Origin of the sequence: Spirosoma radiotolerans (genome assembly GCF_000974425.1) — a bacterium.
Taxonomy (GTDB): domain Bacteria; phylum Bacteroidota; class Bacteroidia; order Cytophagales; family Spirosomataceae; genus Spirosoma; species Spirosoma radiotolerans.
On sequence record NZ_CP010429.1, the window covers coordinates 4929753 to 4956263 of the forward strand.

At 49.4% G+C, this 26511-nt stretch carries 24 protein-coding genes; 17 read left to right on the forward strand and 7 right to left on the reverse strand.

Annotated features, from left to right (window positions below; genetic code table 11):
• Nucleotides 1-113 precede the first annotated feature (113 nt).
• The 4 genes from SD10_RS19980 to SD10_RS20000 all read left to right on the forward strand — a co-directional run bounded on the left by SD10_RS19980 (nt 114) and on the right by SD10_RS20000 (nt 4558).
• Complete coding sequence (locus tag SD10_RS19980) at nt 114-383, forward strand: hypothetical protein (RefSeq protein WP_046576203.1); 270 nt, start codon at nt 114-116, stop codon at nt 381-383.
• Between the two features lie 177 nt (nt 384-560).
• Nucleotides 561-1382, forward strand: a complete 822-nt coding sequence (locus tag SD10_RS19985) for a peptidoglycan-binding domain-containing protein (RefSeq protein WP_046579847.1) — start codon at nt 561-563, stop codon at nt 1380-1382.
• A gap of 94 nt (nt 1383-1476) precedes the next feature.
• Entirely contained in the window at nt 1477-3498 is a 2022-nt protein-coding gene (uvrB, locus tag SD10_RS19990) for an excinuclease ABC subunit UvrB (protein WP_046576205.1), read from the forward strand.
• 532 nt (nt 3499-4030) lie between these two features.
• Nucleotides 4031-4558 carry a DUF2911 domain-containing protein gene (locus tag SD10_RS20000; RefSeq protein WP_046576209.1) on the forward strand — a complete coding sequence of 176 codons (528 nt, stop codon included), beginning with the start codon at nt 4031-4033 and terminating at the stop codon, nt 4556-4558.
• Nucleotides 4559-4583: 25 nt separating this feature from the next.
• Here the strand turns inward: SD10_RS20000 and SD10_RS20005 are convergent, their stop codons facing one another.
• A complete protein-coding gene (locus SD10_RS20005) occupies nt 4584-5489 on the reverse strand; it encodes an alpha/beta hydrolase (RefSeq protein WP_394330450.1) in 906 nt (301 codons plus the stop codon).
• Nucleotides 5490-5991: 502 nt separating this feature from the next.
• On the opposite strand from SD10_RS20005, the gene SD10_RS20010 reads away from it, so the two are divergent.
• Entirely contained in the window at nt 5992-7143 is a 1152-nt protein-coding gene (locus SD10_RS20010; protein WP_046576213.1) for a sigma-54-dependent transcriptional regulator, read from the forward strand.
• 83 nt (nt 7144-7226) lie between these two features.
• Here the strand turns inward: SD10_RS20010 and SD10_RS20015 are convergent, their stop codons facing one another.
• Nucleotides 7227-8381 (reverse strand): acyltransferase, encoded by a 1155-nt coding sequence (locus SD10_RS20015; protein ID WP_046576215.1) that lies wholly within the window; start codon nt 8379-8381, stop codon nt 7227-7229.
• Between the two features lie 38 nt (nt 8382-8419).
• Here SD10_RS20015 and SD10_RS20020 point away from each other — a divergent pair, with 38 nt between their 5' ends.
• Nucleotides 8420-8965, forward strand: coding sequence for a hypothetical protein (locus SD10_RS20020; RefSeq protein WP_046576217.1), 546 nt, complete (start codon nt 8420-8422; stop codon nt 8963-8965).
• A 160-nt stretch (nt 8966-9125) separates the two neighbouring features.
• On the opposite strand, the gene SD10_RS20025 is transcribed toward SD10_RS20020, so the two are convergent.
• Nucleotides 9126-10319 (reverse strand): sensor histidine kinase, encoded by a 1194-nt coding sequence (locus SD10_RS20025; protein WP_046579850.1) that lies wholly within the window; start codon nt 10317-10319, stop codon nt 9126-9128.
• Nucleotides 10320-10670: 351 nt separating this feature from the next.
• Between SD10_RS20025 and hemA the strand changes: the two genes are divergently transcribed.
• Nucleotides 10671-11954, forward strand: a complete 1284-nt coding sequence (gene hemA, locus SD10_RS20030; RefSeq protein WP_046576219.1) for a glutamyl-tRNA reductase — start codon at nt 10671-10673, stop codon at nt 11952-11954.
• A 110-nt stretch (nt 11955-12064) separates the two neighbouring features.
• A complete protein-coding gene (locus SD10_RS20035) occupies nt 12065-12667 on the forward strand; it encodes a DUF4230 domain-containing protein (RefSeq protein WP_046576221.1) in 603 nt (200 codons plus the stop codon).
• Here SD10_RS20035 and SD10_RS20040 read toward each other — a convergent pair.
• From SD10_RS20040 to SD10_RS20055, 4 genes are read right to left on the reverse strand one after another with little or no spacing between them, the layout of a single operon-like run.
• Entirely contained in the window at nt 12655-14445 is a 1791-nt protein-coding gene (locus tag SD10_RS20040) for an SLC5 family protein (RefSeq protein ID WP_046576223.1), read from the reverse strand. The two genes, SD10_RS20035 and SD10_RS20040, sit on opposite strands and share 13 nt — an antisense overlap.
• 46 nt (nt 14446-14491) lie before the next feature.
• Nucleotides 14492-15664, reverse strand: a complete 1173-nt coding sequence (locus SD10_RS20045) for an LLM class flavin-dependent oxidoreductase (RefSeq protein WP_046576225.1) — start codon at nt 15662-15664, stop codon at nt 14492-14494.
• 44 nt (nt 15665-15708) lie between these two features.
• A complete protein-coding gene (locus SD10_RS20050; protein ID WP_046576227.1) occupies nt 15709-16128 on the reverse strand; it encodes a hypothetical protein in 420 nt (139 codons plus the stop codon).
• A gap of 57 nt (nt 16129-16185) precedes the next feature.
• Entirely contained in the window at nt 16186-17421 is a 1236-nt protein-coding gene (locus SD10_RS20055; RefSeq protein WP_046576228.1) for a sulfite oxidase, read from the reverse strand.
• Between the two features lie 280 nt (nt 17422-17701).
• Between SD10_RS20055 and SD10_RS20060 the strand changes: the two genes are divergently transcribed.
• The 9 genes from SD10_RS20060 to SD10_RS20100 all read left to right on the forward strand — a co-directional run bounded on the left by SD10_RS20060 (nt 17702) and on the right by SD10_RS20100 (nt 26449).
• Nucleotides 17702-18262: a YqgE/AlgH family protein gene (locus SD10_RS20060; protein ID WP_046576233.1), complete on the forward strand. Its 561-nt coding sequence runs from the start codon at nt 17702-17704 to the stop codon at nt 18260-18262.
• Nucleotides 18263-18406: 144 nt separating this feature from the next.
• Complete coding sequence (locus SD10_RS20065) at nt 18407-19015, forward strand: porin family protein (protein ID WP_046576238.1); 609 nt, start codon at nt 18407-18409, stop codon at nt 19013-19015.
• 191 nt (nt 19016-19206) lie between these two features.
• Nucleotides 19207-19674 (forward strand): NADH-quinone oxidoreductase subunit A, encoded by a 468-nt coding sequence (locus SD10_RS20070; protein ID WP_046576241.1) that lies wholly within the window; start codon nt 19207-19209, stop codon nt 19672-19674.
• Nucleotides 19675-19759: 85 nt separating this feature from the next.
• On the forward strand, nt 19760-20272 hold the full coding sequence (locus tag SD10_RS20075) for an NADH-quinone oxidoreductase subunit B (RefSeq protein WP_046576243.1): 513 nt from the start codon (nt 19760-19762) through the stop codon (nt 20270-20272).
• A 4-nt stretch (nt 20273-20276) separates the two neighbouring features.
• Complete coding sequence (locus SD10_RS20080; protein ID WP_046576245.1) at nt 20277-21221, forward strand: hypothetical protein; 945 nt, start codon at nt 20277-20279, stop codon at nt 21219-21221.
• A 207-nt stretch (nt 21222-21428) separates the two neighbouring features.
• Nucleotides 21429-22697, forward strand: a complete 1269-nt coding sequence (locus SD10_RS20085) for an MFS transporter (RefSeq protein ID WP_046576247.1) — start codon at nt 21429-21431, stop codon at nt 22695-22697.
• 29 nt (nt 22698-22726) lie between these two features.
• Nucleotides 22727-23968: an MFS transporter gene (locus SD10_RS20090; protein WP_046576249.1), complete on the forward strand. Its 1242-nt coding sequence runs from the start codon at nt 22727-22729 to the stop codon at nt 23966-23968.
• Nucleotides 23969-24082: 114 nt separating this feature from the next.
• Nucleotides 24083-24496, forward strand: coding sequence for a hypothetical protein (locus SD10_RS20095; RefSeq protein ID WP_046576250.1), 414 nt, complete (start codon nt 24083-24085; stop codon nt 24494-24496).
• 255 nt (nt 24497-24751) lie between these two features.
• Complete coding sequence (locus tag SD10_RS20100; RefSeq protein ID WP_046576252.1) at nt 24752-26449, forward strand: sodium:solute symporter family transporter; 1698 nt, start codon at nt 24752-24754, stop codon at nt 26447-26449.
• Nucleotides 26450-26511: the final 62 nt, after the last annotated feature.

A 26511-nucleotide genomic window follows, 5' to 3' on the forward strand; every position in this document is an offset into this window, starting at 1 on the left:
GCCTTTCCGAGTTAGTTTTTCGCGAACTATTATAAATTGGCATGGTTATTATAACCCATTCATTGTTGGGTACCGCTCAGAAAATAGACCTTAACCCTTCCCAATATCCTCTCATGAATATAACAAGAGAAGCCTACGACCGTCAACCCTTGTTGATCCGACAGGGTGCCTTAAAACTCTGGGGTGTTCCCCTGGCCAAACGTTCTGACTTATGTCGAACTCGTCAGCTTTACAGTTTTAATGATTTTTTTGCCGAAGCCTGTTACGATAACACAAATGGCAAATTAACCTGCGTCTGCTCATTTACGCAGCTAAAACGGTTAGACCCTTACTTAGATCAACTGGATCTCAACGAAGCAGATCCTTTGCCATCTATTCAGTAAGGAATTTCCTCCCTAGGCGAACCCGGGGAGGAAAGCATTCAGCCGTTAGTTTGCACCATTTATCGGTAGCGTTGGCAAGGCTGAGATCCAGGAAAGGCCTAACCGGGAGCCAGGATGACATGCGTAGGAAATCCTGGCCTGCTTCTTTTCATGACATCCGCCAACTTCCTCACTGTCATGCTAAAAACCGCGTTTCAAAATGAGCTACTCTTTACGTCCACCATTCAGAAAGGAAGCACCGGAACCGATGTTCGACGGGTCCAGGAATGGCTCTGCCTCAATGCCTTACGCTATCCAAACGCAGCCCTCTCAACAAGCCTCGATAGTGAGTTTGGACCAGCGACTAAACGAGCCGTGCAAAATTTTCAGTCGCTGTTAAAAATGCCTCAAACGGGCGTAGTATCGCCTGATCTCTTCAATAAACTAAGTACTCCACTGGCTACCAGCTTCCAGAAGCAGCCAACCGGTGCTATACGCAAAGCCGTCGTAGCGCTTGCCCAAACGCATCTGAAACAGCGCTCAGCAGAGTTGCGAACCAATGATGCACAAAATCTTGGTCCCTGGGTACGTAGTTACTGCGATGGGCTTGATGGATCACTTTTCAAGTGGTGCGCTGGTTTTGTCCAATCCATTCTGGACCAGGCAGCCTCGAACCTTGGGCGCAATTTTACCGACATTATGCCCCGTACATTAAGCTGCGATGTGCTGGCCCTGAGTGGTCAGAAAAATGGTCGACTGATGCCTAGTGAGACCGTACGAAAAAATCCCAAACAGATTCAGCCAGGCGATCTGTTTCTGCTTCGCGCCCACACGCATGGAGCAACCCAGCCAACCGACTGGTTTCATACGGGACTGATTACGGCGGTATCGGGTGATACCATCGAGACAATCGAGGGCAATACGGATACGCAGGGCGGCAGCAATGGAACAGGCGTTTATGCTCGCGTTCGAAACATTCAAAAAACAACGCTGGATGTTTTTTCCATCGACGGTTTATGAACTCAGACTATCCATAAATAGCCGGCTAATTTCCAGACTGCCCTTGTTATCTACCCCAGATTTCCGTAAATTAGCCAGATTCTAAACGGCAATAATGGACTTTAAACTAACCTCTGAATTTCAACCAACCGGCGATCAGCCAAAGGCCATCGAACAGTTGGTTAAAGGTATAAACGAGGGCGAACCAGCACAGGTACTCTTAGGCGTAACCGGTTCCGGAAAGACCTTTACGGTCGCTAACCTCATCGCGCGAACCAACCGGCCAACGCTCGTATTGAGCCATAACAAGACCCTGGCAGCGCAGCTTTACGGTGAATTCAAACAATTTTTTCCGGAAAATGCGGTCGAGTATTTTATCTCTTACTACGACTATTACCAGCCGGAAGCCTTCATTGCTACTACCAATACGTACATCGAAAAAGATCTGGCTATCAACGAAGAAATTGATAAACTTCGGCTGGCGGCCACCTCGGCCCTGATGAGTGGTCGGCGCGATGTCATTGTAGTAGCTTCGGTATCGTGTATCTACGGCATGGGCAATCCCGAAGAGTTCAAACGAAACGTGGTGACGATTGGCGTCGGTCAACAAATGAGCCGCAACCAGTTTTTACACCAGTTGGTCAGCATCCTGTACAGCCGCACGGAAGGTGAATTTCAACGGGGCAACTTCCGTGTAAAGGGCGACACGGTCGATCTCTATGTCGCCTACGCCGATTTTGCCTATCGTGTCATTTTCTTCGGCGACGAAATCGAAACCATTCAGCGAATCGATCCCGGCACGGGCAAAAAAATATCGGCCGAAAGCATTGTGACCATCTTCCCGGCCAATCTTTTCGTAACTGGCCGCGACACCCTCAACGATGCCATGTACCAGATTCAGGATGACATGGTAGCGCAGGTACGTTATTTTGAATCGGAGTTTCGTGAACAGGAGGCTACCCGCATACGCGAACGAACGGAGTTCGACCTCGAAATGATGCGTGAATTAGGCTACTGCTCTGGTATTGAGAACTATTCGCGCTATTTTGATAAACGAAAACCAGGCCAGCGCCCCTTCTGCCTGCTCGACTATTTCCCGGATGATTACCTGATGGTGATCGACGAAAGTCACGCGACAATTCCGCAAATCCGAGCCATGTGGGGGGGCGACCGCTCCCGGAAAACCGCCCTCGTCGATTATGGTTTCCGCCTGCCCTCGGCCATGGACAACCGCCCGCTTACGTTCCAGGAATTTGAAGATTTATCCGGCCAGGCCATTTACGTATCGGCAACACCATCGGATTATGAACTTCGGAAAAGCGAAGGCGTGGTGGTCGAACAGCTCATCCGGCCAACGGGCTTGCTCGATCCCGAAATTGAAGTCCGTCCTAGCCTGAACCAGATCGACGATCTGCTCGAATCCATCGACAGCCGCATCAAAAATGGGGAACGGGTTCTGGTTACTACGCTAACCAAACGCATGGCCGAAGAACTGACCAAATACCTGGACCGGGTGGGCATAAAAACCCGCTATATTCACTCTGAGGTAAAAACCCTGGAGCGAGTCGAGATTCTGCGGGATTTACGGCTGGGTAATTTTGATGTGCTCGTGGGCGTCAACCTGCTTCGGGAGGGGCTTGACCTGCCCGAAGTATCGCTGGTTGCCATTATGGATGCCGACAAAGAAGGCTTCCTGCGTGACATTCGGTCGTTGATTCAAACCATCGGCCGTGCAGCCCGAAACGCGAATGGTAAAGTGATTATGTATGCTGACCGAATCACGGGTTCGATGGAAAAAGCCATCGATGAAACCAACCGACGCCGGGCCATTCAGTTAGAGTATAACATGGACAACGGGATTACACCGACAACGGTGCTGAAATCGCGTGAGGCCATTATGGGTCAAACCAAAGTGGCCGATTCGAAGGCCAAACATTTCTACGTAGAGCCCGAAGAAATCCGGATTGCTGCCGATCCGGTGGTGCGCTACATGGGTAAAGGTGATCTGGAGAAAATGATCAACGAAACCCAATCGAAAATGGAGCGTGCCGCCAAAGACCTCGACTTTATGGAAGCGGCCCGCCTGCGCGACGAGTTGTTTCAGTTGCGGGACAAGTTGAAGAAAGAAACGGTGTAGGATTCACCCTCTGGTTTACATTTCGTTATCAGTTAACCCAAGTCGCGAGATACGAGGGCGGTCGCAATCAAATGTTTCGGGTCCACCCGTGCGGTAGAAGAGTTGGCTTAGAAGTAGTTTGGTCGCGTAGCGATCAGGCAAATGACCAGTTAGATCGCTACGCGGCCAACACCTACTTCAAGATCACCTCTTCTACAAACATTCAGTCCCTATGGGACTATAGCGCGACTTGGATTAATATTTATCTTTGCAGCGGATGGGGTGAAAGCCTCGACCCCTACCTTGAGGTGATGCGGTTCGACCGTGTCACCTCATTGTATTTTATGCTCAATCGTACCAATACGGATATCAGCGGGCTTAATGCGATTTTTACATAACCGCCAGACGGCTCGGTTTCGTCCTTGCGAGAGTCTGGATAAATGAGCGGGTACTCGATAAGGGACATTCTAACCCGGAGGAAACTATACGAAAGTTCGCAAGTTATAAAAACTTCATACCTTGCAATCCGTCAGAATCAAATCACTGAATAGCCATGAAACGCATCCTTATTATTCTCGGTGTCATTGCCGCAATAGCCCTGGTTGGCTTTTTTACGCTACGTAGCTGGACCAAATCCAGTAGCCCCGAAGCCATAGCGCAGATTGACCAGAACGGCTTGCAAATCAAGGTTGATTATTGCCAGCCCTACAAGAAAGGGCGTAAAATATTTGGCGGCTTGGTACCCTACGGTCAGGTCTGGCGCACAGGAGCCAACGAAGCCACGGTTATTGACTTCGATCAGAATGTGATCGTGGCAGGCCAACCCTTAGATAAAGGCGAATACTCGTTGTGGACCATTCCTTCGCAGAATGGCTGGATTGCCATTTTTAACGGAGAAACGGGTCAATGGGGCACTAATTACGACCAGACAAAGGATGTTCTGCGTGTGCCAGTCGTTTCTCAAAAGCACAGCCCCATGTCCGAACAGTTTTACATCACCTTCCGTCCAGCAACCAACGGAGTCGATATGGTCCTGGCCTGGGAGGAAACAGAAGCCGTTGTGCCCATCCAGAAGCGGTAATCGCGACAACAATTGTTAGCCGAAGCTACTGGTGGAAACTGGCGGCAATAAACCGGAGCGCATCGGGCAATCCGGTGCGCCAGTATGTCCAGGTGTGTCCACCATCACGAACCCGATACTCGTGCGGAATTTTACGCTCGAGCAAGGCCATATGCAGCACGGAGTTACCTACGGTTAAGGCGTCGTCGTCGCCACAATCAATGTACCAGCGAACTTTTGACAGATCGCCTTCCGGTGCCGATTTGGCCAGCGTAATAGGGCTATTTCGTTTCCAGGCAACCGTCAGTCGCTCATCGCCTTTAGCAGGACCGCTGAAAACCGGGGCAAAAACAAGATTGTATCGATCGTCGGGTATGCTCATAAATCCTTCATCCGTACGAATTCCTGCACTGAGAGCTGCGCATGAGCCAAACAGGTCGGGGTGGTGCATAGCTAGTGTTAATGATCCAAAACCACCCATCGACAAACCAGATATAGCGCGAAACTCGCGCTGGGTTCGGGTCCTGAATGTCGAGTCTATGTGCGGAATCAGCTCCTGCACAAACATATCTTCGTATCGAACTTTGTTCTGGTAGTCGTTTACAAAAAAGGTTGCTCCACCGTTAGGCATAACGATAATCATGGGTGGTAACTCGCCCGCCTTAATGTTTGTATCAGCAATGCGGTCAGCTTCACCGAATTGAACCCAGCTTGTTTCGTTATCTCCATATCCATGCAGCAGATAAACGACCGGATAGCGCCGGTTAGACACATAGTAGTCGGGGGGAAGGTAAATAGAAAATTTAACAGCCCGGTTCATCAATGAACTATTCATTGTCATGCTTTCCAGCAACCGGGCTTGTGGAGCCGCTACTACCGGAACAGGCCCATTCGTTTGTGGGGCCGTCAGTTGGGCACGTCGGCGCGATTGAGCCGAAACCGCCTGAACCATCAGGACCATTATTAAGCAAATCAGCAACCTATGCACAGCCATTAATTTCAGGAAACGGTTGAATTCGGATTCAATTTAGAACGAAATAACGGCTATGCACAAGCCGACTCTTGAATTGGTAGTTTATTTATGGGAAATAGATGTAGCACCAACCGATTGGTCTTGGCCAGCCACCGACAAGTTATGTTTACAACTTCTGCAGTTTAGATCCCTTCATATTTATATACGTCTAAAAATGGACTGCGTGTATAGTATGGGCGTACTTTATAAAAAAGAACGGAGATTTTAGCAAATTTCAGACCGAGTATAACGTATGCCGATGCAAAATCCCCTATTTTCGGGCTATACTAAGTAGTAGCGAATCGTTACTTTATTATAGAATTAATTGTAACTATCTGGTTATCAACGACTCTTTAACAAAGTACGTTACCGGATACAGCCCGAATTCACTACCGCTAGCTTTACTTACTTAAAACCAATTGTTTAAATTTACTCCAGTTGTATGGCCAAACTGATTATCGTGGACGACGAAAAACCTATTCGGGCGGCTCTACGCGATATTTTAGAGTATGAAGGCTACGATGTTGACGAAGCGAAAGACGGCGAAGAAGGACTGGACATGATCATGCGCACCAGCTACGATGTAGCTTTATGCGACATCAGAATGCCCAAACTGAATGGGCTGGAATTGCTCATGAAAGTCAGCGAAGCCGAAAAGAGTACGCAGATCATCATGATCTCGGCTTACGGTAATGTCGAAAACGCAGTTGAAGCAACGAAACGTGGTGCCTTCGATTTCATCACCAAGCCACCCGATTTAAATCGGCTGCTGATTACTGTCCGTAACGCTATTGACCGGGCAAAACTGGTTCAGGAAACTAAAACACTCAAAAAACGCATCTACAAACTGAACGAGATTGTCGGCGAATCCGAATCAATCAAGAAAGTTAAAGATACGATTAATCGGGTTGCCGCTACTGAAGCACGGGTGCTCGTGACGGGTGCCAATGGTTCTGGGAAAGAAATGGTCGCCAAGCAGATTCATGAAAAAGGCAGCCGGGCAAACCAGCCATTGGTTGAGGTGAACTGCGCTGCCATTCCAAGCGAACTCATTGAAAGTGAATTATTTGGCCATGAAAAGGGTGCCTTCACGGGCGCGGCTGCCCGGCGCGTCGGTAAGTTTGAACAAGCCGATGGAGGAACCTTGTTTCTGGACGAAATTGGCGACATGAGCCTGTCAGCACAGGCGAAAGTGCTTCGGGCGTTGCAGGAAAGCAAAATTACGCGCGTTGGGGGCGACAAAGAAATCAAAGTCAACGTACGGGTTATTGCGGCCACCAATAAAGATTTGCGGCAGGAAATCGTTAATGGCAATTTTCGGGAAGATTTATTTCACCGACTGAGTGTCATCATGATTCACGTTCCCCCACTGACCGAACGGCGGGGTGATATTCCACTTTTGGCCGATAAATTCCTTCACGACATAGCCACCGAATATGGCTCCCCTGTGAAAGAAATTTCACCCGACGCCATGAGTTTCCTGCAATCGCTGCCCTGGTCGGGTAACGTACGCGAATTGCGTAACGTTGTAGAGCGTCTGGTCATCATGTGCGGAGACGAAATTATGCTGGACGATGTGAAGTTATACGCCTAAACGATCCTAACGAATAAACGGGTAAGCCGTAAGACTAAACAATCAGAAACTTACGGCTCACCCATCTGTTTTTTTTACAGGAATCAGTTTATTACCAACAAGTTACACCCTCTAACGTCGGAATTGTCGAAACGGCCGATGACCCGGAAACTACCTGGTACCAGCCCGTCTTCTTCGTCAACGTATTGACCTAAATCCTGGGTTTCGATGAATGAACACGAATCCAGATTAGCCAGATCAATAACATTAATGCCGCCGGTCTGGCGTGACCCGGTGCGACGCTCGCCGGTCTGGCGGGAGTCATCCGGATAAATGAAGAAGGGGTCGTTGATGTCACGCAACAAGACACGTAGGGTTGAACTAGGTTTGAAAATACCCTCACCCGCCGAATAAGCCTGCGAAAGTAGCTCGGTCATGCCGTATTCGGAATGTATGGCCTTGACGTCTAATCGCTTGGTCAGGATTTCATGTACCTCTTCGCGGAGGAGTTCTTTCCGGCGGCCTTTCATGCCACCGGTTTCCATAATAACCAGGCCGGGAAATTGGCCAAGAAATGACAAATCTGGCTCCGACTCGGCCCAGTCCAGCAAGCCAAACGTAACGCCAATGAGTAAAATCTGTTTTTGGTCAGGCTGTTGAGAAAGTTGCCGGAGTCGTTCCGTCAGTTCGGTGTGATTATGGAGAAAAAAACCAGACTGATTTGAATTAGTTTGCTCCATAAATCGCTGAACCATATACACGAGCGAGGAGTTATTTCGTTCAAGATAAGACGGCAGCAAGGCCAGAATGTGGAAATTGCTGAGTGGGCCATACGTCTGCTCGAAAATTCGGGTGCTAATGGCATCATATAGGGCTGGATCAGGTACCACATGACGGCTGGTTACGACAGGTCCAATGCTACGATCTGTAGTACCACTGCTGGCAAAAGTGAGCATTGAATCAGGTGGAGCTAGTTTTGAGTCCGTGACGATACCTGTAAGAACCGTATGCGTTTTAAAAAAACCAATCGGCATGAACGGTATTTGCCTGACTTTGGTAACGTTTTCGGGCGAGACGTTCAGGTAACGTACATAGGCTGCGTAAACCGGGTTATGAACCGCCTGGTAGCGGAAAACGGCCAAAGACAGTGCGTCGAATGACTCGCGGACAGGCTGACCAGCGTTGAGCGTCAGAATTTGTTGCCGAAGCGATTGCCGACGTGCAGCGGTCTCGGCTGAGAGTGTTGATAAAAAAGACAAAATACCAAAAGCGTTTATTGCACAAGGAATACAACAGTATGCGACGGCAACTAATTCAACCGTATATCTTCGTAGTGGGCATTGCCCTCACTTTATCGTCTTGCTTCAACGAGCCAAACTACTCCGATACGCCGGCCATTGATTACAAAGGGATCTTTAAGTATACAATTGAAGCCAGTAAGGGGGTTGGTAAAGGGAAACGGGACTCTGTGGTGATCACCATCGGGTTTAAAGATGGCGATGGTAACATTGGCAACAGCATCCCCTTGCCCAGAGCCGATTCGCTCCAATACGCCACAAACGGCAACTGGGGTAGCTACCGCATCCGTACGTTTCGGTTGAGAAATAAAGTGTACGAAGAAGTGAATTTGGCCGTCAACAACGCGCTTTTTATTCCTGACTTGACAAAAGGAAAGCCTAAAGGAGCTATTGAGGGATCGCTCGACTTCAATCAAATCTATCAGTATGGTTCTGGTTACAAGTTTTTCCCGACCAAATACCAAATTGAAATTCGCGACCGTACGCTCAACGTCAGTAACACTGTCGAAACCGATACGATTTCGGTTCCCTGGACCAATGAATAAGCCGTCTGAATGTTTATTCAGAGTCTTTCAAATCTTGTAAAAAGAGAGCCATCCACGTCAGTTAGTAAAATGTATTGTTAAGCTGGCCTTTGACAACTGAACAGCCATGGTCACAGCTTTGTCAAAGGTTTCTACCTGATTACTTAACGGAAATTACTTCTTACTTTTTATTCAGGATAATTCGAAACGTTGTGCCTTTGCCCACTTCCGAGCTTTTGACGTAGAGTCGGCCGTTGTGGTACTCTTCAACAATGCGCTTGGCCAGCGTCAGGCCCAATCCCCAGCCCCTTTTTTTGGTGCTGAAACCGGGCGAGAACACCTTCTGCATATTAGCTTTAGAAATTCCCTTGCCGGTGTCCGTAATGTCGATGGCTACCTCGTTATGCGGCAACGGAACCATATTTAGCCGTAACTCGCCCACGCCTTTCATGGCATCAACGGCATTTTTGCAGATGTTTTCAATTACCCATTCAAACAATAACTTATTAATTTGTACCATCTGGTTGGGCGGCAACTGACTGGTAACACTCATTTTTACTTTCGTTGAGATCCGCTTTCCCAGGTAATCGGTAAACTGCCGAACAACGTCATTCACATTCTCCTCTTTCAGAGTTGGCACGGAGCCAATGCTCGAAAAACGAGCCGTGATGGTTTCCAATCGCTGAACATCCTTCTCAATTTCATCTGTGATCGACCCGTCAAACTGGTCAGGATCAGAACGCATATACTCAATCCAAGCCATAAGCGACGACATGGGTGTGCCTAATTGGTGCGCCGTTTCTTTCGCTAATCCTACCCAGACGCGGTTTTGCTCCGCCCGTCGCGACGAACTAAAGGCCAGATAGGCCAACACGCCCAGTGCGGCCAGAATCAGTAGTAAAACATAGGGAAAATACGTCAGTTGCCGTAACAAGTTCGAGTTGGTATAATAGACGAGTCCACGTACACCATTTCCCATCTCCACCACCAATGGCGGGTGTTTTTTACGCATGTCAATAGTTTTCTGCCGCAGAAATTTCTCTGTTTCCTCCGGGGTGTACTCAGCCGGAACTTCTATATTCCGCTTCATGGCTACCTGACCATCGGGGTCTATATAAATAGCCGGAATCGTGCTGTTGGCTTCCAGAATCTCACTTGTCACAAAGGTTAGGTCACCGGCATCGACGTGGCTCGAATCGACCAGATACGCAATACTTTTGGCATAAAGCTGCACGTACTGCTCTTCGCGGTCTTCCAGCTTATTGATCAGTCGGTTTGTATAAAGTACGGATCCCGTTCCAACCAGAAGTAGATTGAGGGCCACAATAATTTTCAGAATATTATTCTGATTGTAAATATCAAATGACTTCAGCATAGTGTTTCGCTGCTTTTTTGTACCAATGATCGAAAGGATCATTGCCTAAAAGCCGCTCGTGTGGTCGCGTAAAAGTAGGCGTATCCGGCCACTAAACAGATCGCTTTTTTCAGCGATGAGTGCGCCTGTCCCTACCCTTACTTTATAAACGGCAAAAGCGCTTTAATTGTGTAAAACCGAACCACCAGCCGAACCATTACGTTACAAATTTGAATAGGATTGAACAAAGAATCCGGCCAACTATTTGGACGAATTCTAAATAGCAAATTCGATTGCCGTTGGTGTGTTCATGTACGGCAATAATGCCGTAATTTTGTCAAGGCTACAAGCCAATTTGCGTGATTTACCATAATGTTAGACACCTTCAAAACAATTAGTTTATCGCATAAAACGGCCCCTCTGCAGGTACGTGAACTAATTGCACTTAACGAAGACGAGGCTAAGCGGCTAATGCTTCGGTTGCGAGACTTTTTTGGGTTAACCGATTTGCTGGTTATTTCAACATGCAACCGTACGGAGGTCTATTACGCCTTTGAACAGGACCTGAACGCCGATATCGCCCGGTTGTTGCTTATTGAAAAAGGCCTGACGGATACCGATAACTATTTGCCTTATTTCCAGTTTTTCGCAGCTCATGATGAGGCTGTCCGGCATCTGTTTGAAGTATGCGTTGGTTTGCATTCGCAGGTTGTTGGCGATATGCAGATCCCTAATCAGGTGAAGCAATCGTATCAATGGTCGGCTGATTTAGACATGGCCGGGCCATTTTTACACCGGCTGATGCACACAATTTTCTTTACCAATAAACGGGTAGCTCAGGAAACTCCGTTCCGCGACGGAGCCGCTTCGGTTTCTTATGCGGCTGTTGAGTTGATCGACGAGCTGATCGGCGAGAAGCAAAACCCGAATGTTCTGGTTATCGGTCTGGGCGAAATTGGTACTGACGTTTGTAAAAATCTCGAAGCCCGAAAATTAACGAACATCACCCTGTGCAACCGCACGCAGGCCAAAGCCGATGTGCTGGCCAGCCAATACGGATTCCGCGTTGCTGACTTCACGAACCTAACCGATGAGATTCGTCGGGCCGACGTGATCATTTCGTCCATCATGCGCGATGATCCGCTGATTACGCCCGACCTTCTCCGCGACGTGAACGTACTGACGTTTAAATACTTCATCGACTTATCTGTCCCTCGCAGTGTCGATGCGGCCGTGGAGCAAATTCCGGGTGTACTTGTTTACAACATCGACCACATTCGTAACCGTGCCGACGAAGCCCTGAATCAACGTCTGGCGGCTATTCCGAAAGTTGAAGCGATCATTACGCAGGCCGTAGCCGAGTTCGGCGACTGGTCTAAAGAAATGGTCGTATCACCAACGATCAATAAATTAAAGAATGCGCTGGAGCAGATTCGTCGCGACGAAATTGCCCGCCATATGAAGCATCTTACCCCCAATGAGTCGGAGAAAATAGATAAGATCACGCGGGGCATCATGCAGAAGATCATCAAACTACCCGTTCTTCAACTCAAAGCCGCCTGCAAACGGGGCGAAGCCGAAACGCTTATCGATGTGCTGAATGACTTGTTCGACCTGGAAAAGCAACCAGTCGACGAACAGAAACACACGTATTAATTCCTACGGTTTTCCGTTAATAAAACTCCTGAATCGGTATCGGTTCGGGAGTTTTACGTTTTATAGAGCTTAAGTAAATCCCTACACGCTTACCGGTTCACCACTCGATTATGTCCCCACTCATCAATACGTTGTTCCGCCTGTTCCTCATTGCCGTGCTCGTAGCTGGCCTGATTGCCATTTGGGAGCAAATACGCGGGAATATAATGCTGAGCCGTTTCCGGCGGGGTGACAACACAACGCAAAGTATTGTCCTGAAAGAAATTAAGGCGCTGGGTAAACTGGAACTGGTGCGCTACACGTTCAAAGACATTGTTGAACACGAACAGGTCAACACGTTTTTGCCCAATGCAAACGCCGTTTTAATTGTGGAAGGAGAAGCCACGGGTTGCCTTGATCTTACCCAAATTAAGCTGGAAAACATTACGACCACCGATGATTCGATTACGGTTCAGTTACCTAAACCGGAACTCTGTGGTTGGAAAATCAACCATGACCGATCGAGGGTGTATGACACTCACTTCTCATTCCTGAACGAATCGCAGTTGGTAAGCGATGCCTACCGCAAGGCTGAGCATCAGGTCAAACAATCGGCCTTGACTGGCGGCATTCTGAACCAAACCCGGCAGAACGCCAATCAGATGCTGCGTCCGTTACTGGAACGCATTTCTGGCAAAAAAGTAGGGCTGACCTTTCAGGATCAGGCAAAATAATACATGATCCAGATCATGTCGCTTGTCAGTAAACCGGCGTAGAAAATATCGGACTGATAGAAAGCAATCCGCTCTTTCTCCCGTTTCATGTACCACCAAAACAGCGCAAAGGTCAGCAAAGCGGCCGGAATGGCTCCCTGCTGGGGCGTAATGACGTGCATGAACACCAAACAGACTGGGGGCAATTGAAGCAGAAAGAAACGCAGCAAGGCGCTGCCAATTCCATTTACCGAGACCGTCATATCATGGTCTTTTACCTGGCCGGTCCGGCGGTTAAAATAAACGCTGAGCAGTGCAATCAGAACCGAACCAATCACAAAAATCAGGAAAACCCGATATAGGAAATTGAGGGTCAGACCGAAGGTTTCCCGCACCCAGGCTGAGTTGACCAGCACATGATCGTATAACCAATCGCAGCCAAAGCCAATAAACGGCGAACTCATCAGGACAATAACGGCGGCCTTTGGGTTGGTTTTTCGCCAGAGTACGCCCCAGAAAAAGACAACGACCAGACCAGGTTTTAGATACGAGGTTTGGTTTGCCAGAATCAGAAAAAAGTTATCCGACGACGTTGGATCGAAGGTCGTATACGCCAGCCCCGTTGCAATGACGCACATGACAAAAACACCCAGTTGCCCAAACCGAACCGTTGATTTATCGGAGGCATTGGGTTTCATGTACTTGCGGTACACATCGTAGGCCAGCATGGTCGACACGGAGTTCATCATGGAATAGATGGCCGAAAAAATCGCGCACATCAGCCCAGCCAGAATTAGCCCCACAAAGCCATAGCCCATCGGCACAACGGTTCTTAGGAGCGTCAGGAACGTATCATCGGGCTTGATTACGTTTTCGCCAAACCGGCTCCTGAACAGATAAAAGGCGGCCGTACCCGCTCCGATCGAAAAGAAAGGAATAATCAGCTTCAGAAAACCGGCAGCTATCGAACCTAACTTGGCATCGCGTTCCGTCTGAGCGGCCAGCACCCGCTGCACCTGGTACTGGTTGGTTGTCCAATAGAAAAAATTGAGGATCGTCAGCCCTGTAAAGATGCCCAGCCAGGGTAGCTTCGGATGGTTAGCGGGCAGATAGAGGTGCATCTTGTTCGCTTCGGCATGATCTAGGGCAAGCAACCCCGAGAGACCGCCGATTTCGGGCTGCCTGTACGTTAACGTCCCCATCAACAGCACCGAGATAATCATCACAACGGTGAGGATATTATCAGCGATAACGACGGACTCCATACCGCCAAATACTGTAAAGAGGATAGTAACCGTAGCAATCACCAGAATGCCCTGAAGGTAAGTTAGCTCCCAGCTTGTGCCCTGAAACAGAATACCCAGCGTCCGGCTACCAATATAAAACCCACCGATCAGCTGGATCATAATGAACGCAATCATCAGCACGGTATACACCAGGCGGGTCTGGCTGCTGTAGCGATTTTCGAGGAACTGCGAAAGGGTGAAAAACTGCCGCTTTCGGTAGATGGGAATGAATAAATAAACCAGGACCAGAATAGCTGGTACAGCCCAAACTTCGTAGTGGCTCTGGACAAAACCGATTGAATAACCGATCCCCATCATACCAATTATTTGCTGGGCATGAATATTGGTGCCGAATATAGACCCGGCTACGGAATACCATTTCAGCGAGCGGCCAGCCATGAAGTACTCCTCCGAGCTCTTCTTCTTAAAGCTGGAATACATACTGGCCGTCACCAAAAACAGCAACAGCAACACAACCACGACCAGATCGAGGGTACTCAGGGATTGAAGCATGCTAACACGTATCGTTCGGTCAACTCGTCATAACACGAGCGTGGTCTCATACCCGTAAGTCACCGGTTGTCAGGGGAGTAACGGGCGTGGTCGCGGGGGTTCTCCCCTGCTCCACGGATAATTTGACGTTTGGCAAATGCGGCAATACATGCTTACCGAACAGTTCACACTCCTCAATAAGCGGGTAACCCGACAGAATAAACGCCCGAATGCCCATGTCCATATACCGGTTCAACTTGTCGATGATTTGCGCCGGTGTACCTACTAAAGCACCGCCACAGCCCGACCGGGCCCGACCAATACCCATCCAGAGCATCGGTTCAATAAAATCGTCAGGGTCGGCCTGCGACCGCAGCTCATTCTGCCGAAGAACACCCGCCGACTGTGAATCCTGCGCCCGGCTTTTGAGTTGTTCACCCACGCTCGCGTCGAACTTCGACATCAGGGTTTTCGTGTAGGCCTTAGCCTCCTCTTCCGTTTCGCGCACAATGACATGAATCCGCAGCCCAAAATCAATGGTTCGACCATGCCGGGCAGCTCGTTCGCTCATGTCCTGCATGGTTGCGTAGATGTTGTCTTCGGGTTCGGGCCACATCAAGAATACGTCGCAGTGTTTCGCGCAGACCTCCTTTGAGCCGGGCGAAATACCCCCGAAATACAGGAGTGGCCCCCCGTTTTGCTGGTAGGGTTTGACGGGGTCCGTTTTCATACTGATTTTCCCGTAAACTTCCCCGTCAAACTCAATCCGGTCCTGGGTCCAGGCCTGTTTCAGGATGTCGATTACTTCCTCGCAGCGTTTATACCGAAACGCAGGATCTTCTTTCAGTCCCGGCAAGTCGGAGTTGATGATATTTATCGTTAATCGGCCTTGCAACAAATGGTCGAGCGTAGCAATGTGGCGAGCCAGCATAGGCGGATGAATTTCGCCGGTACGAATGGCGGCCAGCATCGAAATATTGGCCACCTGAGGAGCCATAGCCCCCGCAAACGGAATGACCTCCTGCCCCACAATGTAGGAGGTCGGCAACAGAATATTCTCGAAGCCCAGGCGGTCGGCCGTTTTCATTATATCGGCACAATGGGCATAGTTACTGCGTCGGTCGGGATCAAGTGTACCCAGAAAGGCCGTATCGCCCCCGCATAAATCATCGAACCAGGCGACTTCACAAACGCGCTTTTCAGTTCGAGCCGCTACAGCCTGAATAGGTTCACTAAGCATAAGTAAAATAGTCGTAGCCGACCCAGAGGATCAGTTGGAATAAGCTATTGAGGCAATCTGTACCATTGAACATCTTTCAATGGCTGACGCCGGAAGGTATTGATATTTGCTGCATTTTCGGGCCCATAATATTTTTCGAGATAATCCAGGACCACTTTTTCGGACTCGCCCAGATCCCAGAGTTTATGGTATTTCTGCATCCAGCGAATACGTTCCTGCCAGCCCGCCCGTGTAAAGCGATGCTGCAAAATAAGCTTGGATGAATGGCAGGCCGTACACTGCGCTTTGACCATCATCAGGTTAGGGTCATTAATCATTCCCGATTCAGCATCAATTTTTACCGTATCGGCAGCCGACATTACTGAGCTGGTACCCAATGGCTTCTGGCGAATGGAAACGTTTCGAAAACTGGCCAGGCTTATGACCAGGACGCCTATCAGAAAAAAAGCGGTTACATGCTTCATGGTGTTATAGGTTGTTCATTAGTCTATAAGCTCACAGGCTACCCTTGAGCAGACGAGCTAGCTTGCTTTCACGGCAATTCGATGGCAGGCATTGTTGAGGTAACCACCAGGATTCCATTGCGGAATAACTACCGGCTGTGCAACACCACTACTATCCGTAGCCCGTACCCACACTTCGTAATAACCCGGCTGGGGAAACGTCAGTTCGGTTGACCAGTGCTGCCAGGCAAGTCGATTCCTGGGTGCCTGGAGTTTACTTTTTTGCCAGGTAGCGCCATAATCGATGGATGTCTCCACGGCACTCACCGTTCGATCGCCCGCCCAGGCATGTCCCCGTAAAGCGAGGGGCTTCTTCAAATCGACCATTGCGCCCGTTTTGGGATACGTGATCAGCGACTTAACCGGCATCGACTCAATGATGCGGAAGTTCTCGGGCGTCTCTGGAATTTTCTCGCCCGGTTGTACAGGCCGAATGGGCATTCTATAACTGTGCCCTTCCATTTTGGCCCCATCGTGAATTTTGTCCCGCACAGCAATCGTGTGCAGCCATTTGCCCGATACCGACGCTGGCCAGCCCCCAATCACTAACCGAAGTGGGTAGCCGTGCGCCAGCGGAATATCCTTGCCGTTCAACGCCCAGGCAATGAGGGTTTCGTTTTCGAGGGCTTTTTTCATCGGTACGCCCCGTGAGATCGCCACTTTGGTGGGGTCCTGACTCAGATGCGGATCTTTGCCATAATAACCAATGTAAACGGCATCATCTTTCAGCCCCACATCGTCCAGAATATCCTTCAGCCGAACACCAGTCCATTCTGCGCAGCTAACAGCCCCCTGACCCCAGGGGTTACCTGTCGTTTGCGGCTCGAATCCCGAGCGGCCGTTGCCCCCGCATTCAAGCACAAGCTGATAGGTGTAGGGCTTGAATCGTTTCTTAAGGTCGTTGAGCGTGTATGTTTTTGTCGTTTTTACCGACTCCCCTTTTATGGTCAACGTCCAGGTTTCAGGGTTAATGGGTTCGGTGGGAATCAGGCCGTTGTTGCGTATAAACATTTTTTCGACAGGCGTAACCGCGTCGTCCAGCAAATGAATGGGTGATTCCACATTCCAGGGCTTATCACCCAGCACTTTCATATCGGGGCTTTTTTCCTTCAGCGGGTCGTAGTCGAACCCCAGCGGTGTGTAAAAAGGCGGTATCCGGTCGGCAAAAACGATGTGAGAGCCAACCAACGTTGTGAGCGTAGCCAAAGCACTTTTCCGGAGAAACCCCCGCCGGTCGTGAATCTGGTGGTGCATAGATTCAGTTTAGTTTTCTTGAGTAGACAAAGTTGGCGAATACCAGCTTAACTATACGCATCCAGACTTTCGACTTTTTTGTTTTATGGAGCTTTAGCCCAACAAATCAAAAGGAATGCGTTGGTAGAGCGCTGCGCCAAGCCCTGTCGATAATTTTTTATCGCAAACTCAGCTAATACCGTATTATTAACGGGTTAACCAGCGTATTTAACAGTTCTTAACCAATATCATCCCTAGGAAAGGCGTTTTGTAGTATCAATCGTTAACTGCTTTATGACTCATGGATACGTCTCCGCAACCTGTTAAGAATGGCGATCTGTTGATTGCCGAACCCTACATGGGCGACAATAATTTTGAACGTAGTGTTGTCCTGATTTGCGAACATAATGCAGTTGGCACATTTGGCCTGGTACTGAATCAGCAGACCGATATTCACCTGGGCGATGTTATTGACGATATTCATACGGATTTACCGCTGTTTGTCGGTGGTCCTGTTCAGCAAAACACGCTTCATTTCATTCATCGCCGGCCCGATTTAATCGACGGTTCGATTCGTGTCGTTGATGATTTATACTGGAGTGGCGATTTTGAACAAATTAAACAGGCGGTCAACCTGGGTACCCTCACCGAGCGGGATATCCGTTTCTTTATCGGCTATTCGGGCTGGAACGAAGGTCAGCTCAATAGCGAATTAGTGCAAAAAGCCTGGATTATAAGCCGCACAAAAGCTGATTTTCTGTTCGATACGCCAACATCCGAATTCTGGCGCGAAGTGTTGAAACGCAAGGGAGGTGAATACAAAGCCATTGCCCATTATCCCGTCGACCCCCGGCTCAATTAGCCTGTCAACGCAGCCGCACACCAAGGGTCTACAACGATTTCTTAACTTTTTTCACCAATTTTACGGCGGTCCGACGTTTCGGGCGGGCCGCCGTTTCAGATAAAAACTTGTTATTGAAGGCGACTCGCCTGTCAACAGTCCTGCATGTATACATCTCGCTTACTATTTTTCTTTTTTTTAATGACATCTCCCCTGCTCATCCGGGCACAAAGTGACAAACCGATTGGCGGCCATTTTGGAGTAAAGTTAGGGGCTTCATTCACTCAGGTGTCTATCTCGGGAACGACTGTCAACATTCCCAAGCGAGCGTTAGAGCCTAACCTCGGTGTTATGTATCGATATCGGTATAACCGGTTGGTGCTGCAGCCCGAAGTGCTTCTGGCAGTTAAAGGCGGCACGTTTCAGCAGGAACAGGTCGGCGGGCGGTCAACCTCAAGTCATTCCTATTATTATGTGAGCGCCCCTATTCTGCTTGGGTATATTCCAACCGAGGGCCTAACCATACAGGCAGGTCCAGAGTTTAGTTATGCGCTCAATTCGGGCTCAACGAACGGGCCTGGAGCTCAAAACGATCTGGGTGCCGTGTTGGGTGTTCATTATGATTTTCTGGATATGCTGAGCAAATTCAGCCTGCACATTCGCTACGTATACGGGTTCACCAATGTCTCCAATGAAGCAACAGCTTCTTATTACAACCGGAACTTACAGGTGAGTCTCGTTTATAACATTTTCCCTAAGAAAAAGAAAAAGTAGGTCAGTTTGAGGGCGTTTCGATCCTTACGAATGCTACTTCTGATAAGCAAACCTGGCTGATGCAAAAGTGGTCCGTGAGGACACGAACCACGGAACGGGAACGCCAACTGCACAAATCACGGAAAAGCTTGCCGTGATAATGGCCCCCCTAAACCGTAAACGACAAACCACAAACCGTCAAACGCCCCCGCATGCTTTCTGACTTCGGCATTATTCTTCTGTTTATTCTGGCGGCCTTCGCCTTTATTGCCGTCGTTCTGTTTGTGGCGCGTATGCTGCGCCCTGATAAGCCAAACATCGAGAAAAACAGCACCTACGAATCGGGCGAAGAGCCTGTCGGCAATGCTAACGTGCAGTTTAACATACGGTTTTACATTGTGGCTCTGGTTTTTGTTCTTTTCGATGTCGAGCTGGTTTTTCTGTTTCCCTGGGCTACAGTATTTGGCCAGGAACGGCTCATTGCTGAGACAGGTGGTTTGTGGGGTTGGTTTGCGCTTACTGAAGTTTTTCTGTTTGTTGCTATCCTGGCCTTAGGCCTTGCCTATGTGTGGGCAAAAGGTTACCTTGACTGGGTAAAACCGCAACCCAAGATCCCATCGGTGGAAACTAAAGTACCAGCTCAACTGTATCAGCAGGTAAACGAACGCTACAAACGCTGACGCGCTACGCACCAGTCAGGATCGTATTTGCGGAAGCGTTAGAGCTAACAGAATCGACAAGAACTTATTCATCGTTTGCCCAAGTATGCCCCCTCAGACAACCGACAAAACCGGCGAAGCCAGCGTTATTCTGATGCATTCAGAAGACCTACTCAACTGGTCGCGTGAGAAATCAATGTGGCCAATGAGCTTTGGACTGGCCTGCTGCGCTATCGAAATGATGCAGGCTTTTGCCGCCAGTTACGACCTCGAACGGTTTGGTATTTTTCCGCGCCCTTCTCCCAGGCAGTCCGACATTATGATTGTGTCTGGCACGGTAACCTACAAGATGGCCGACCGTATCCGACGGCTCTATGAACAAATGGCCGAGCCTCGGTATGTTATTTCCATGGGCTCCTGTTCTAACTGTGGCGGCCCCTACTGGCAGCACGGGTACCATGTCGTAAAAGGCGTAGATCGAATCATTCCAGTCGATGTATACGTACCGGGGTGCCCACCCCGACCGGAAGCGCTGATTGATGGCTTTCTGAAATTGCAGGAAAAAATCAGGACCGAACATCCGCTGTCTACGAATAAAGACGAGCAGGCTAACTTCTAGAAACGTGAACGCACTACGCACATCCCTTCAACAAACACGACGTTCGTTTCGGCTACTATGGCTGATTTACGGCATCACGCTAGTGATGGGGTTGCTGGTTGCTTTCCCGTTTTACAATACCCTTAAGGTAGAAGACCAGAATTCACTAGCCTTCATGAATCTGTTGAAGGGCTTCGATTACACGATCTACTCGGACTTCATGCACCGGAGCGAACGCACCATTTCCCCGCTTATGAGTGTAGGTCGCTGGCTGGGCAGTCTCTATGTATTTCTGAGTCTATTTTTCGCAGGTGGCATCCTCCTGCGCTTTTCTCAACCGTACAATTTATTTAGCAGTGGGCTGTTCTGGCAGGGATGTGCGCATTATGTAGGTCGGTTTTTGCGCCTTTTTGGCGTCACAATGCTCTTTGTCGTGATTGGGGCTGGGCTGTGGCTGGTCATTGGCTCATTGGTCAGTGTCGCGGTCAACGATAGCTTTACCGAACGTGGCCTGTTCTGGATTGGCGCGGGCTTCTTTGCGCTCTTCGCCCTCACAGCTACCCTGTTTCTGTGCATTGGCGACTACGCAAAAGTGATCATGTTTCGGGAAGATGAGCACAACGCCTTCCGCGCTTTCGGGCAGGCCGGGCGCCTGGTTCTAAAAAACCTGACCCGAACGTATGGCCTCTACTGGCTAACGATTTTAGTAGGAACGGGCCTGTTCGGCATCTATTTTCTGCTCGATGACTTGATTCTAATGAGCAACTGGCCTACTATCCTGATCATGTTTGTTATTCAGCAGACGTTGATTTTTGCGCGGGTAGCCCTGAAAGTTTGGTGGTTAGGCACAGCGCACACCAGCTACGAGACGCTTCCCAAACCCCTGCCTACCCCTCGGCCATCGCCACTCGCCGTGCAAACGACCGAGCCCGAACCGGAGCCGCCATTGAGTCCGCGGCTTCCTGATTAGTCGCTCAGCAACGCTTGTCAATACGATCTAGATACCCCATTTCGTCAGAATCGGTATGGGCAAACCGGTGTAAACCGTTATAACTTAAGCGGCCTTTGGCATTTACAGCCGGATTTCGATTTCCTGAAGGCATTTCTACACAATCTTCTTTGGTCATTTCGTATACTTGCAGAACTGTTTCGCCTTTTAACTTCTGCTTTTTGCCGTATGGCTATTCCTGCTGTTTCGCCTAAACCACATCCTCCCACCGTTGGGTACTTTGGCCTGCCCGTCATTGTAGCCGCCCTGGGTTACTTCGTCGATATTTATGATCTGCTTCTTTTTGGGATCGTTCGGGTGCCCAGTCTGAAAGACCTTGGCCTTACCCCCGACCAAATCTCGACCGTTGGGGCTAGCATCATCAACTGGCAGATGGGTGGGCTGCTGCTCGGTGGGATTTTATGGGGCGTTATTGGCGACAAACGTGGGCGTCTTTCGGTGTTGTTCGGTAGTATCATTACCTACTCGGTTGCCAACATCGCCTGCGGCTTTGTCAAACACGTTACCTTTATGGACCCGGCTATGTACTACGCGCTGATGCGTTTCGTCGCGGGTATCGGGCTGGCTGGTGAGTTGGGCGCGGGCATCACGCTCGTCAGTGAAGTGCTACCTAAAGAAAAACGTGCGATCGGCACATCGCTGGTAGCGGGTATTGGTCTTTTTGGCGCAGTAGTCGCTTATTTCACCGTAAAATTATTCGATTGGCAAACGGCTTTTTTTGTGGGCGGTGGCCTGGGCTTTGGTCTGTTGTTGCTGCGGGTAGGCGTGGTTGAATCAGGTATGTTCAAAGATGTGTCCGATCAGAAACACGTCAATCGGGGTGATTTTCTTTCATTTTTTACCAATGCCAGTCGACTGAGCCGCTACCTCAAATGCATTGGAATTGGGTTACCAACCTGGTTTGTGATCGGCATTCTGGCCACCTTCAGCAATGAGTTTGGCAAGGCGTTCGGCATTACCGAAGAAATTCAGCCAGGACTCGCCATTATGTGGTGTTACGTTGGGCTGGCCACCGGCGATCTGGCCAGTGGATTTATCAGCCAGGCGATGGCTTCCCGCAAAAAAGGAGTTGCCCTGCTCATGGCCATCGCGCTGGTATTCAGCCTCATCTATTTATATACAGGCATTAAGTCGTCTACCGTATTGTATGGTCTTTGTCTGGCCATGGGGTTTGGCATTGGCTACTGGGCCATGTTTGTCACGATCGGGGCCGAGCAGTTTGGCACCAACCTGCGCGCTACAGCGGCCACCACCGTGCCGAACATGGTACGTGGTCTGGTGATTCCGATGACGCTAACCTACCAGTACCTCAAACCGTCGCTGGCGGTAATCAATGCCGGAGCCGTTGTTGGTCTGATCTGTTTCATCATCGGCTTTTACTCAATCTTGACCATTCCTGAAACCCACGGCAAGGATTTAAACTATCTGGAAGAATAGTACCTAATCCTGTAAATCCTGGTTGATAAATGCAAACTCTTTCTCCTCCCCACGTTTCGTTCCGCCCGTTGTTTGCCTTGCCTGTCATTGTTTCGGCGCTGGGCTTCTTTGTCGACGTTTATGACATGCTGATTTTCAGCATCGTTCGGGTGCCAAGTCTGCAATCGCTGGGGCTGTCGGAAGCGGAAGTTTCGCAAGCGGGTACGTTTATCCTGAATTGCCAGCAGGCGGGTCTGGTGGTAGGTGGCTTTTTGTGGGGTGCTCTGGGTGACAAGCGCGGCCGAATGTCGGTCCTGTTTGGCAGTATCATTACCTATTCAGTCACAAACATTGCTTGTGGCTTTGTGCAGGATGTCAATGTGTATGCCTTATTGCGGTTCGTCGCGGGTATTGGGCTGTCCGGCGAAATAGGCGCGGCTATGGTGCTCGTATCGGAAATACTCCCGAAAGCCATCCGAAGCTATGGCTCGTCGATGGTAGCGGGCATTGGGTATCTGGGCGCGGGTGTAGCGTATCTGACGGTTGAGTATTTTAACTGGCGAACGGCATTCTGGGTGGGCGGTGGCATGGGCATTGCCTTGTTGCTGCTGCGGGTAAGTGTGTTCGAATCCGGCGTTTTTAACCGCATGAAGACCGACCACAAAGAAGTCAGCCGTGGTAATTTTCTTTATTTCTTCAGTAGTTGGCCACAATTTATCAAATACATCCGGTGCGTATCCGTGGGCGTTCCAACCTGGTTCATAGTCGGCATTCTGGCCACGTTTGCCAATGAATTTGGTCAGGCGCTGGGCATTGAGGAGGTTGTAAAGCCGGGTCGTTGCGTCATGATGATTTATGTTGGCTTAGCGGGTGGCGATCTGCTGTCAGGGCCCATAAGCCACTGGCTGCAATCACGCCTGAAAGCCATTACGGGGTTGTTGATTATGAGCGCCTTATTGAGTGGCATTTATTTGTTTGGCGGCATCAGGACAGCGAGCGGACTATACACGGTTTGCTTACTGGCTGGTTTCTGTACGGGCTATATTGCTATGTTTCTGACAATGGTTGCTGAGCTGTATGGCACCAACCTCCGCAATACGGCTACCACATCAGTGCCGAGCGTTGTCCGGGGCACCCTCATTCCAATGACCCTTTTGTTTCAATTTCTAAAGCCGTCAATGGGCGCTTTAGTGGCGGCCGGATTACTGGGTGTTGTGGTGTATGGCCTGTCTTTCTGGTCGCTCAGCCGCATGGAGGAAACATTCGGCAGGGATTTGGATTTCGTAGAATGACCATGAACCGCTCATCATTTTTCTAAACCGTTGCTCCAGAACAACGGCGTTTGACGAGCCTACCGACATCATTGGGTTGACAGCTAAAGGTTTCCATTTAATCTTATCAATCCCATGAAAACGTCCATCAAATTACTCGCTAGCGCCCTATTTGTAGCCCTAACCGTCTCTGTTTCATCGCCTGTTCTGGCCGATGATCACAAATCACAAAACAAAGTATTCTCAGCCGCCATGTTCCCGGCAGCCAATGCCAACAAGCTCTGGTTATGCCTGGAGAAATACAAAGCGGAGAACAAAATCAATCTGACGCTGATCAGCGAAAAGGGCGAGACCCTGTTTCAGGAAGTTCTGTGTGGAAAAAATAGTAAGCTAAATGCTTACCGGCAACAATTCGACATGGGCGCACTTACCGATGGGAACTACACCTTTCGTATAACGGCAGGGACTCAAAAGGAAGAATTCTCGTTTAAACTCATTACACCTGCCGTAGAGGCTATACAACCCACACGGCTTATTGCCATAAAATAAGCGCTTCCTCCTTACATACTATAGCAAAAAGGCACGGAATTGCTTCCGTGCCTTTTTGCTATAGCTGATACTGACTGCGAGATGGTTTTGGGCTAACGGGCGACGGGAAAAGTCGCCCGATTCTGGCTGAATGCCTGTTGTCCCCTGGTACTGGTTCTATAAATCTGCAAATGATTTTATCCAACAGTAAGCCTATTTGGAGAATTAATTGCTTTTTTACAGGCTGAATCCAAAACTAATTCTATACGTGCTGAAATGAACCAACTCAAACAAATAGACTACATTATTTTCCTCCTGTATTTCATTGGTGTCTCCTCCTACGGCTACTGGATTTACAAACGAAAACAAACAACAAAGCTTGACACCAAAGATTTTTTTCTGGCCGAAGGGTCGTTAACCTGGTGGGCTATCGGAGCTTCAATGATTGCCTCCAACATTTCGGCTGAACAGTTCATTGGCATGTCGGGGAACGGCTTCACCTTCGGAGTGGCCGTGGCGGTATATGAGTGGTTTGCGGCTATTGCACTAATTATTGTGGCGGTCTGGTTCATGCCGATTTATCTCAAGAACCACATTTATACCATGCCGCAGTTTCTGAAAACGCGGTACAACGAAACGGTGAGTCTGATTATGGCCATTTTCTGGCTGTTCCTCTACGTGTTCGTTAATTTAACCTCTATTCTTTTCCTGGGCGCATTGGCCATCAGCACCTTAGTTGGGGGCGAATCGTTTCACCCGATTGTTATTGGCCTGAGTATCTTCGCTATCGTCATTACGCTGGGGGGTATGAAAGTCATTGGGTATACCGACGTTATTCAGGTGGCCGTTCTCATCATTGGCGGGCTGGTAACGTCTTACATTGCGCTGACGCTGGTGAGTCAGAAGTTTGGCCTGGGCAACGATGTGCTTGCGGGTTTCTCGGCCATGATGGGCGATGCGGACGATCACTTCCACATGATTTTCGAAAAACCAGGTCCCAATACATCGCAGGTAGACATCAACAAATACCTGACGCTGCCCGGCCTCGCAATGTACTTTGCGGGTATCTGGATTGTAAACCTGAATTACTGGGGCTGTAACCAGTATATTACCCAACGGGCGCTCGGTGCGGATTTGAAAACGGCTCGTACGGGTATTCTCTTTGCAGCCCTGCTGAAAATTTTTATGCCGCTGATCGTGATGCTGCCAGGCATTGCCGCTTACGTGCTGTATAAGAACGGAAGCCTGCAAAATGAAATGGCACCCGGCGGCAAACTCCTTGCCGACAATGCTTATTCGGCCATTCTTTCCTTCCTGCCCAATGGCCTGAAAGGTCTCTCGATGGCTGCTCTGACAGCGGCTATCGTCGCATCGCTGGCAGGTAAAGCCAACTCGATTTCGACCATTTTCACCCTCGATATTTATCAGAAGTACATCAAAAAAGACGCTAGCCAGACCCAACTGGTTTGGGTGGGCCGAATCACCATTTTCGCAGCGATGCTGCTCTCTATTGCCCTGACGTGGCAGGATGCGCTGGGTATTGGTCGCGAGGGTGGTTTCACCTTTATCCAGAAATACACGGGTTATCTGAGCCCGGCCATCTTCGCGGTGTTCATTCTGGGTTTCTTCTGGAAACGCACCACGGGATCGGCTGCCGTAGCGGGTATTCTTGGTGGATTTGGCTTGGCGGTGCTGTTCAATAACTTCGCACCCGCTTTGTTTGGTAATGAAACGATCCTGTACACGGCTTACCCGAATGGCAACGGTGGTTACGAAATCCCCTTCCTGATCTGTATGGGCTGGGCATTTTTCTTCACGGTGCTGATGATGGTGGTTATAAGCCTGGTTGGGCCACGCATCAATCCAAAAGGATTTGCGATTGACGCGAGCATGTTCCGTCTGAATCCATCAGCAACGGCGTTAGCGGTTATTATCATGCTGCTGATTACAGTTCTCTACGTCCGACTCTGGTAAGACGTTTCAAGTATACCAATTTAGCGGATGGACCGGATTGTCACTCGTAAAGCTTGTGATCG

Excerpts from the sequence above, each read along its gene's own strand:
- SD10_RS19985 (WP_046579847.1), top strand. The coding sequence starts at position 561 with ATGCTAAAAACCGCGTTTCAAAATGAGCTACTCTTTACGTCCACCATT.
- SD10_RS20055 (WP_046576228.1), bottom strand. The coding sequence starts at position 17,421 with ATGCACCACCAGATTCACGACCGGCGGGGGTTTCTCCGGAAAAGTGCT.
- SD10_RS20010 (WP_046576213.1), top strand. The coding sequence starts at position 5,992 with ATGGCCAAACTGATTATCGTGGACGACGAAAAACCTATTCGGGCGGCT.
- SD10_RS20045 (WP_046576225.1), bottom strand. The coding sequence starts at position 15,664 with ATGCTTAGTGAACCTATTCAGGCTGTAGCGGCTCGAACTGAAAAGCGC.
- SD10_RS20000 (WP_046576209.1), top strand. The coding sequence starts at position 4,031 with ATGAAACGCATCCTTATTATTCTCGGTGTCATTGCCGCAATAGCCCTG.
- SD10_RS20025 (WP_046579850.1), bottom strand. The coding sequence starts at position 10,319 with ATGCTGAAGTCATTTGATATTTACAATCAGAATAATATTCTGAAAATT.
- SD10_RS20090 (WP_046576249.1), top strand. The coding sequence starts at position 22,727 with ATGCAAACTCTTTCTCCTCCCCACGTTTCGTTCCGCCCGTTGTTTGCC.
- SD10_RS20100 (WP_046576252.1), top strand. The coding sequence starts at position 24,752 with ATGAACCAACTCAAACAAATAGACTACATTATTTTCCTCCTGTATTTC.
- SD10_RS20085 (WP_046576247.1), top strand. The coding sequence starts at position 21,429 with ATGGCTATTCCTGCTGTTTCGCCTAAACCACATCCTCCCACCGTTGGG.
- SD10_RS20060 (WP_046576233.1), top strand. The coding sequence starts at position 17,702 with ATGGATACGTCTCCGCAACCTGTTAAGAATGGCGATCTGTTGATTGCC.
- SD10_RS20075 (WP_046576243.1), top strand. The coding sequence starts at position 19,760 with ATGCCCCCTCAGACAACCGACAAAACCGGCGAAGCCAGCGTTATTCTG.
- SD10_RS20035 (WP_046576221.1), top strand. The coding sequence starts at position 12,065 with ATGTCCCCACTCATCAATACGTTGTTCCGCCTGTTCCTCATTGCCGTG.
- SD10_RS20095 (WP_046576250.1), top strand. The coding sequence starts at position 24,083 with ATGAAAACGTCCATCAAATTACTCGCTAGCGCCCTATTTGTAGCCCTA.
- hemA (WP_046576219.1), top strand. The coding sequence starts at position 10,671 with ATGTTAGACACCTTCAAAACAATTAGTTTATCGCATAAAACGGCCCCT.
- SD10_RS20005 (WP_394330450.1), bottom strand. The coding sequence starts at position 5,489 with ATGGTTCAGGCGGTTTCGGCTCAATCGCGCCGACGTGCCCAACTGACG.
- SD10_RS20065 (WP_046576238.1), top strand. The coding sequence starts at position 18,407 with ATGTATACATCTCGCTTACTATTTTTCTTTTTTTTAATGACATCTCCC.
- SD10_RS19980 (WP_046576203.1), top strand. The coding sequence starts at position 114 with ATGAATATAACAAGAGAAGCCTACGACCGTCAACCCTTGTTGATCCGA.
- SD10_RS20070 (WP_046576241.1), top strand. The coding sequence starts at position 19,207 with ATGCTTTCTGACTTCGGCATTATTCTTCTGTTTATTCTGGCGGCCTTC.
- uvrB (WP_046576205.1), top strand. The coding sequence starts at position 1,477 with ATGGACTTTAAACTAACCTCTGAATTTCAACCAACCGGCGATCAGCCA.
- SD10_RS20040 (WP_046576223.1), bottom strand. The coding sequence starts at position 14,445 with ATGCTTCAATCCCTGAGTACCCTCGATCTGGTCGTGGTTGTGTTGCTG.
- SD10_RS20050 (WP_046576227.1), bottom strand. The coding sequence starts at position 16,128 with ATGAAGCATGTAACCGCTTTTTTTCTGATAGGCGTCCTGGTCATAAGC.
- SD10_RS20020 (WP_046576217.1), top strand. The coding sequence starts at position 8,420 with ATGCGACGGCAACTAATTCAACCGTATATCTTCGTAGTGGGCATTGCC.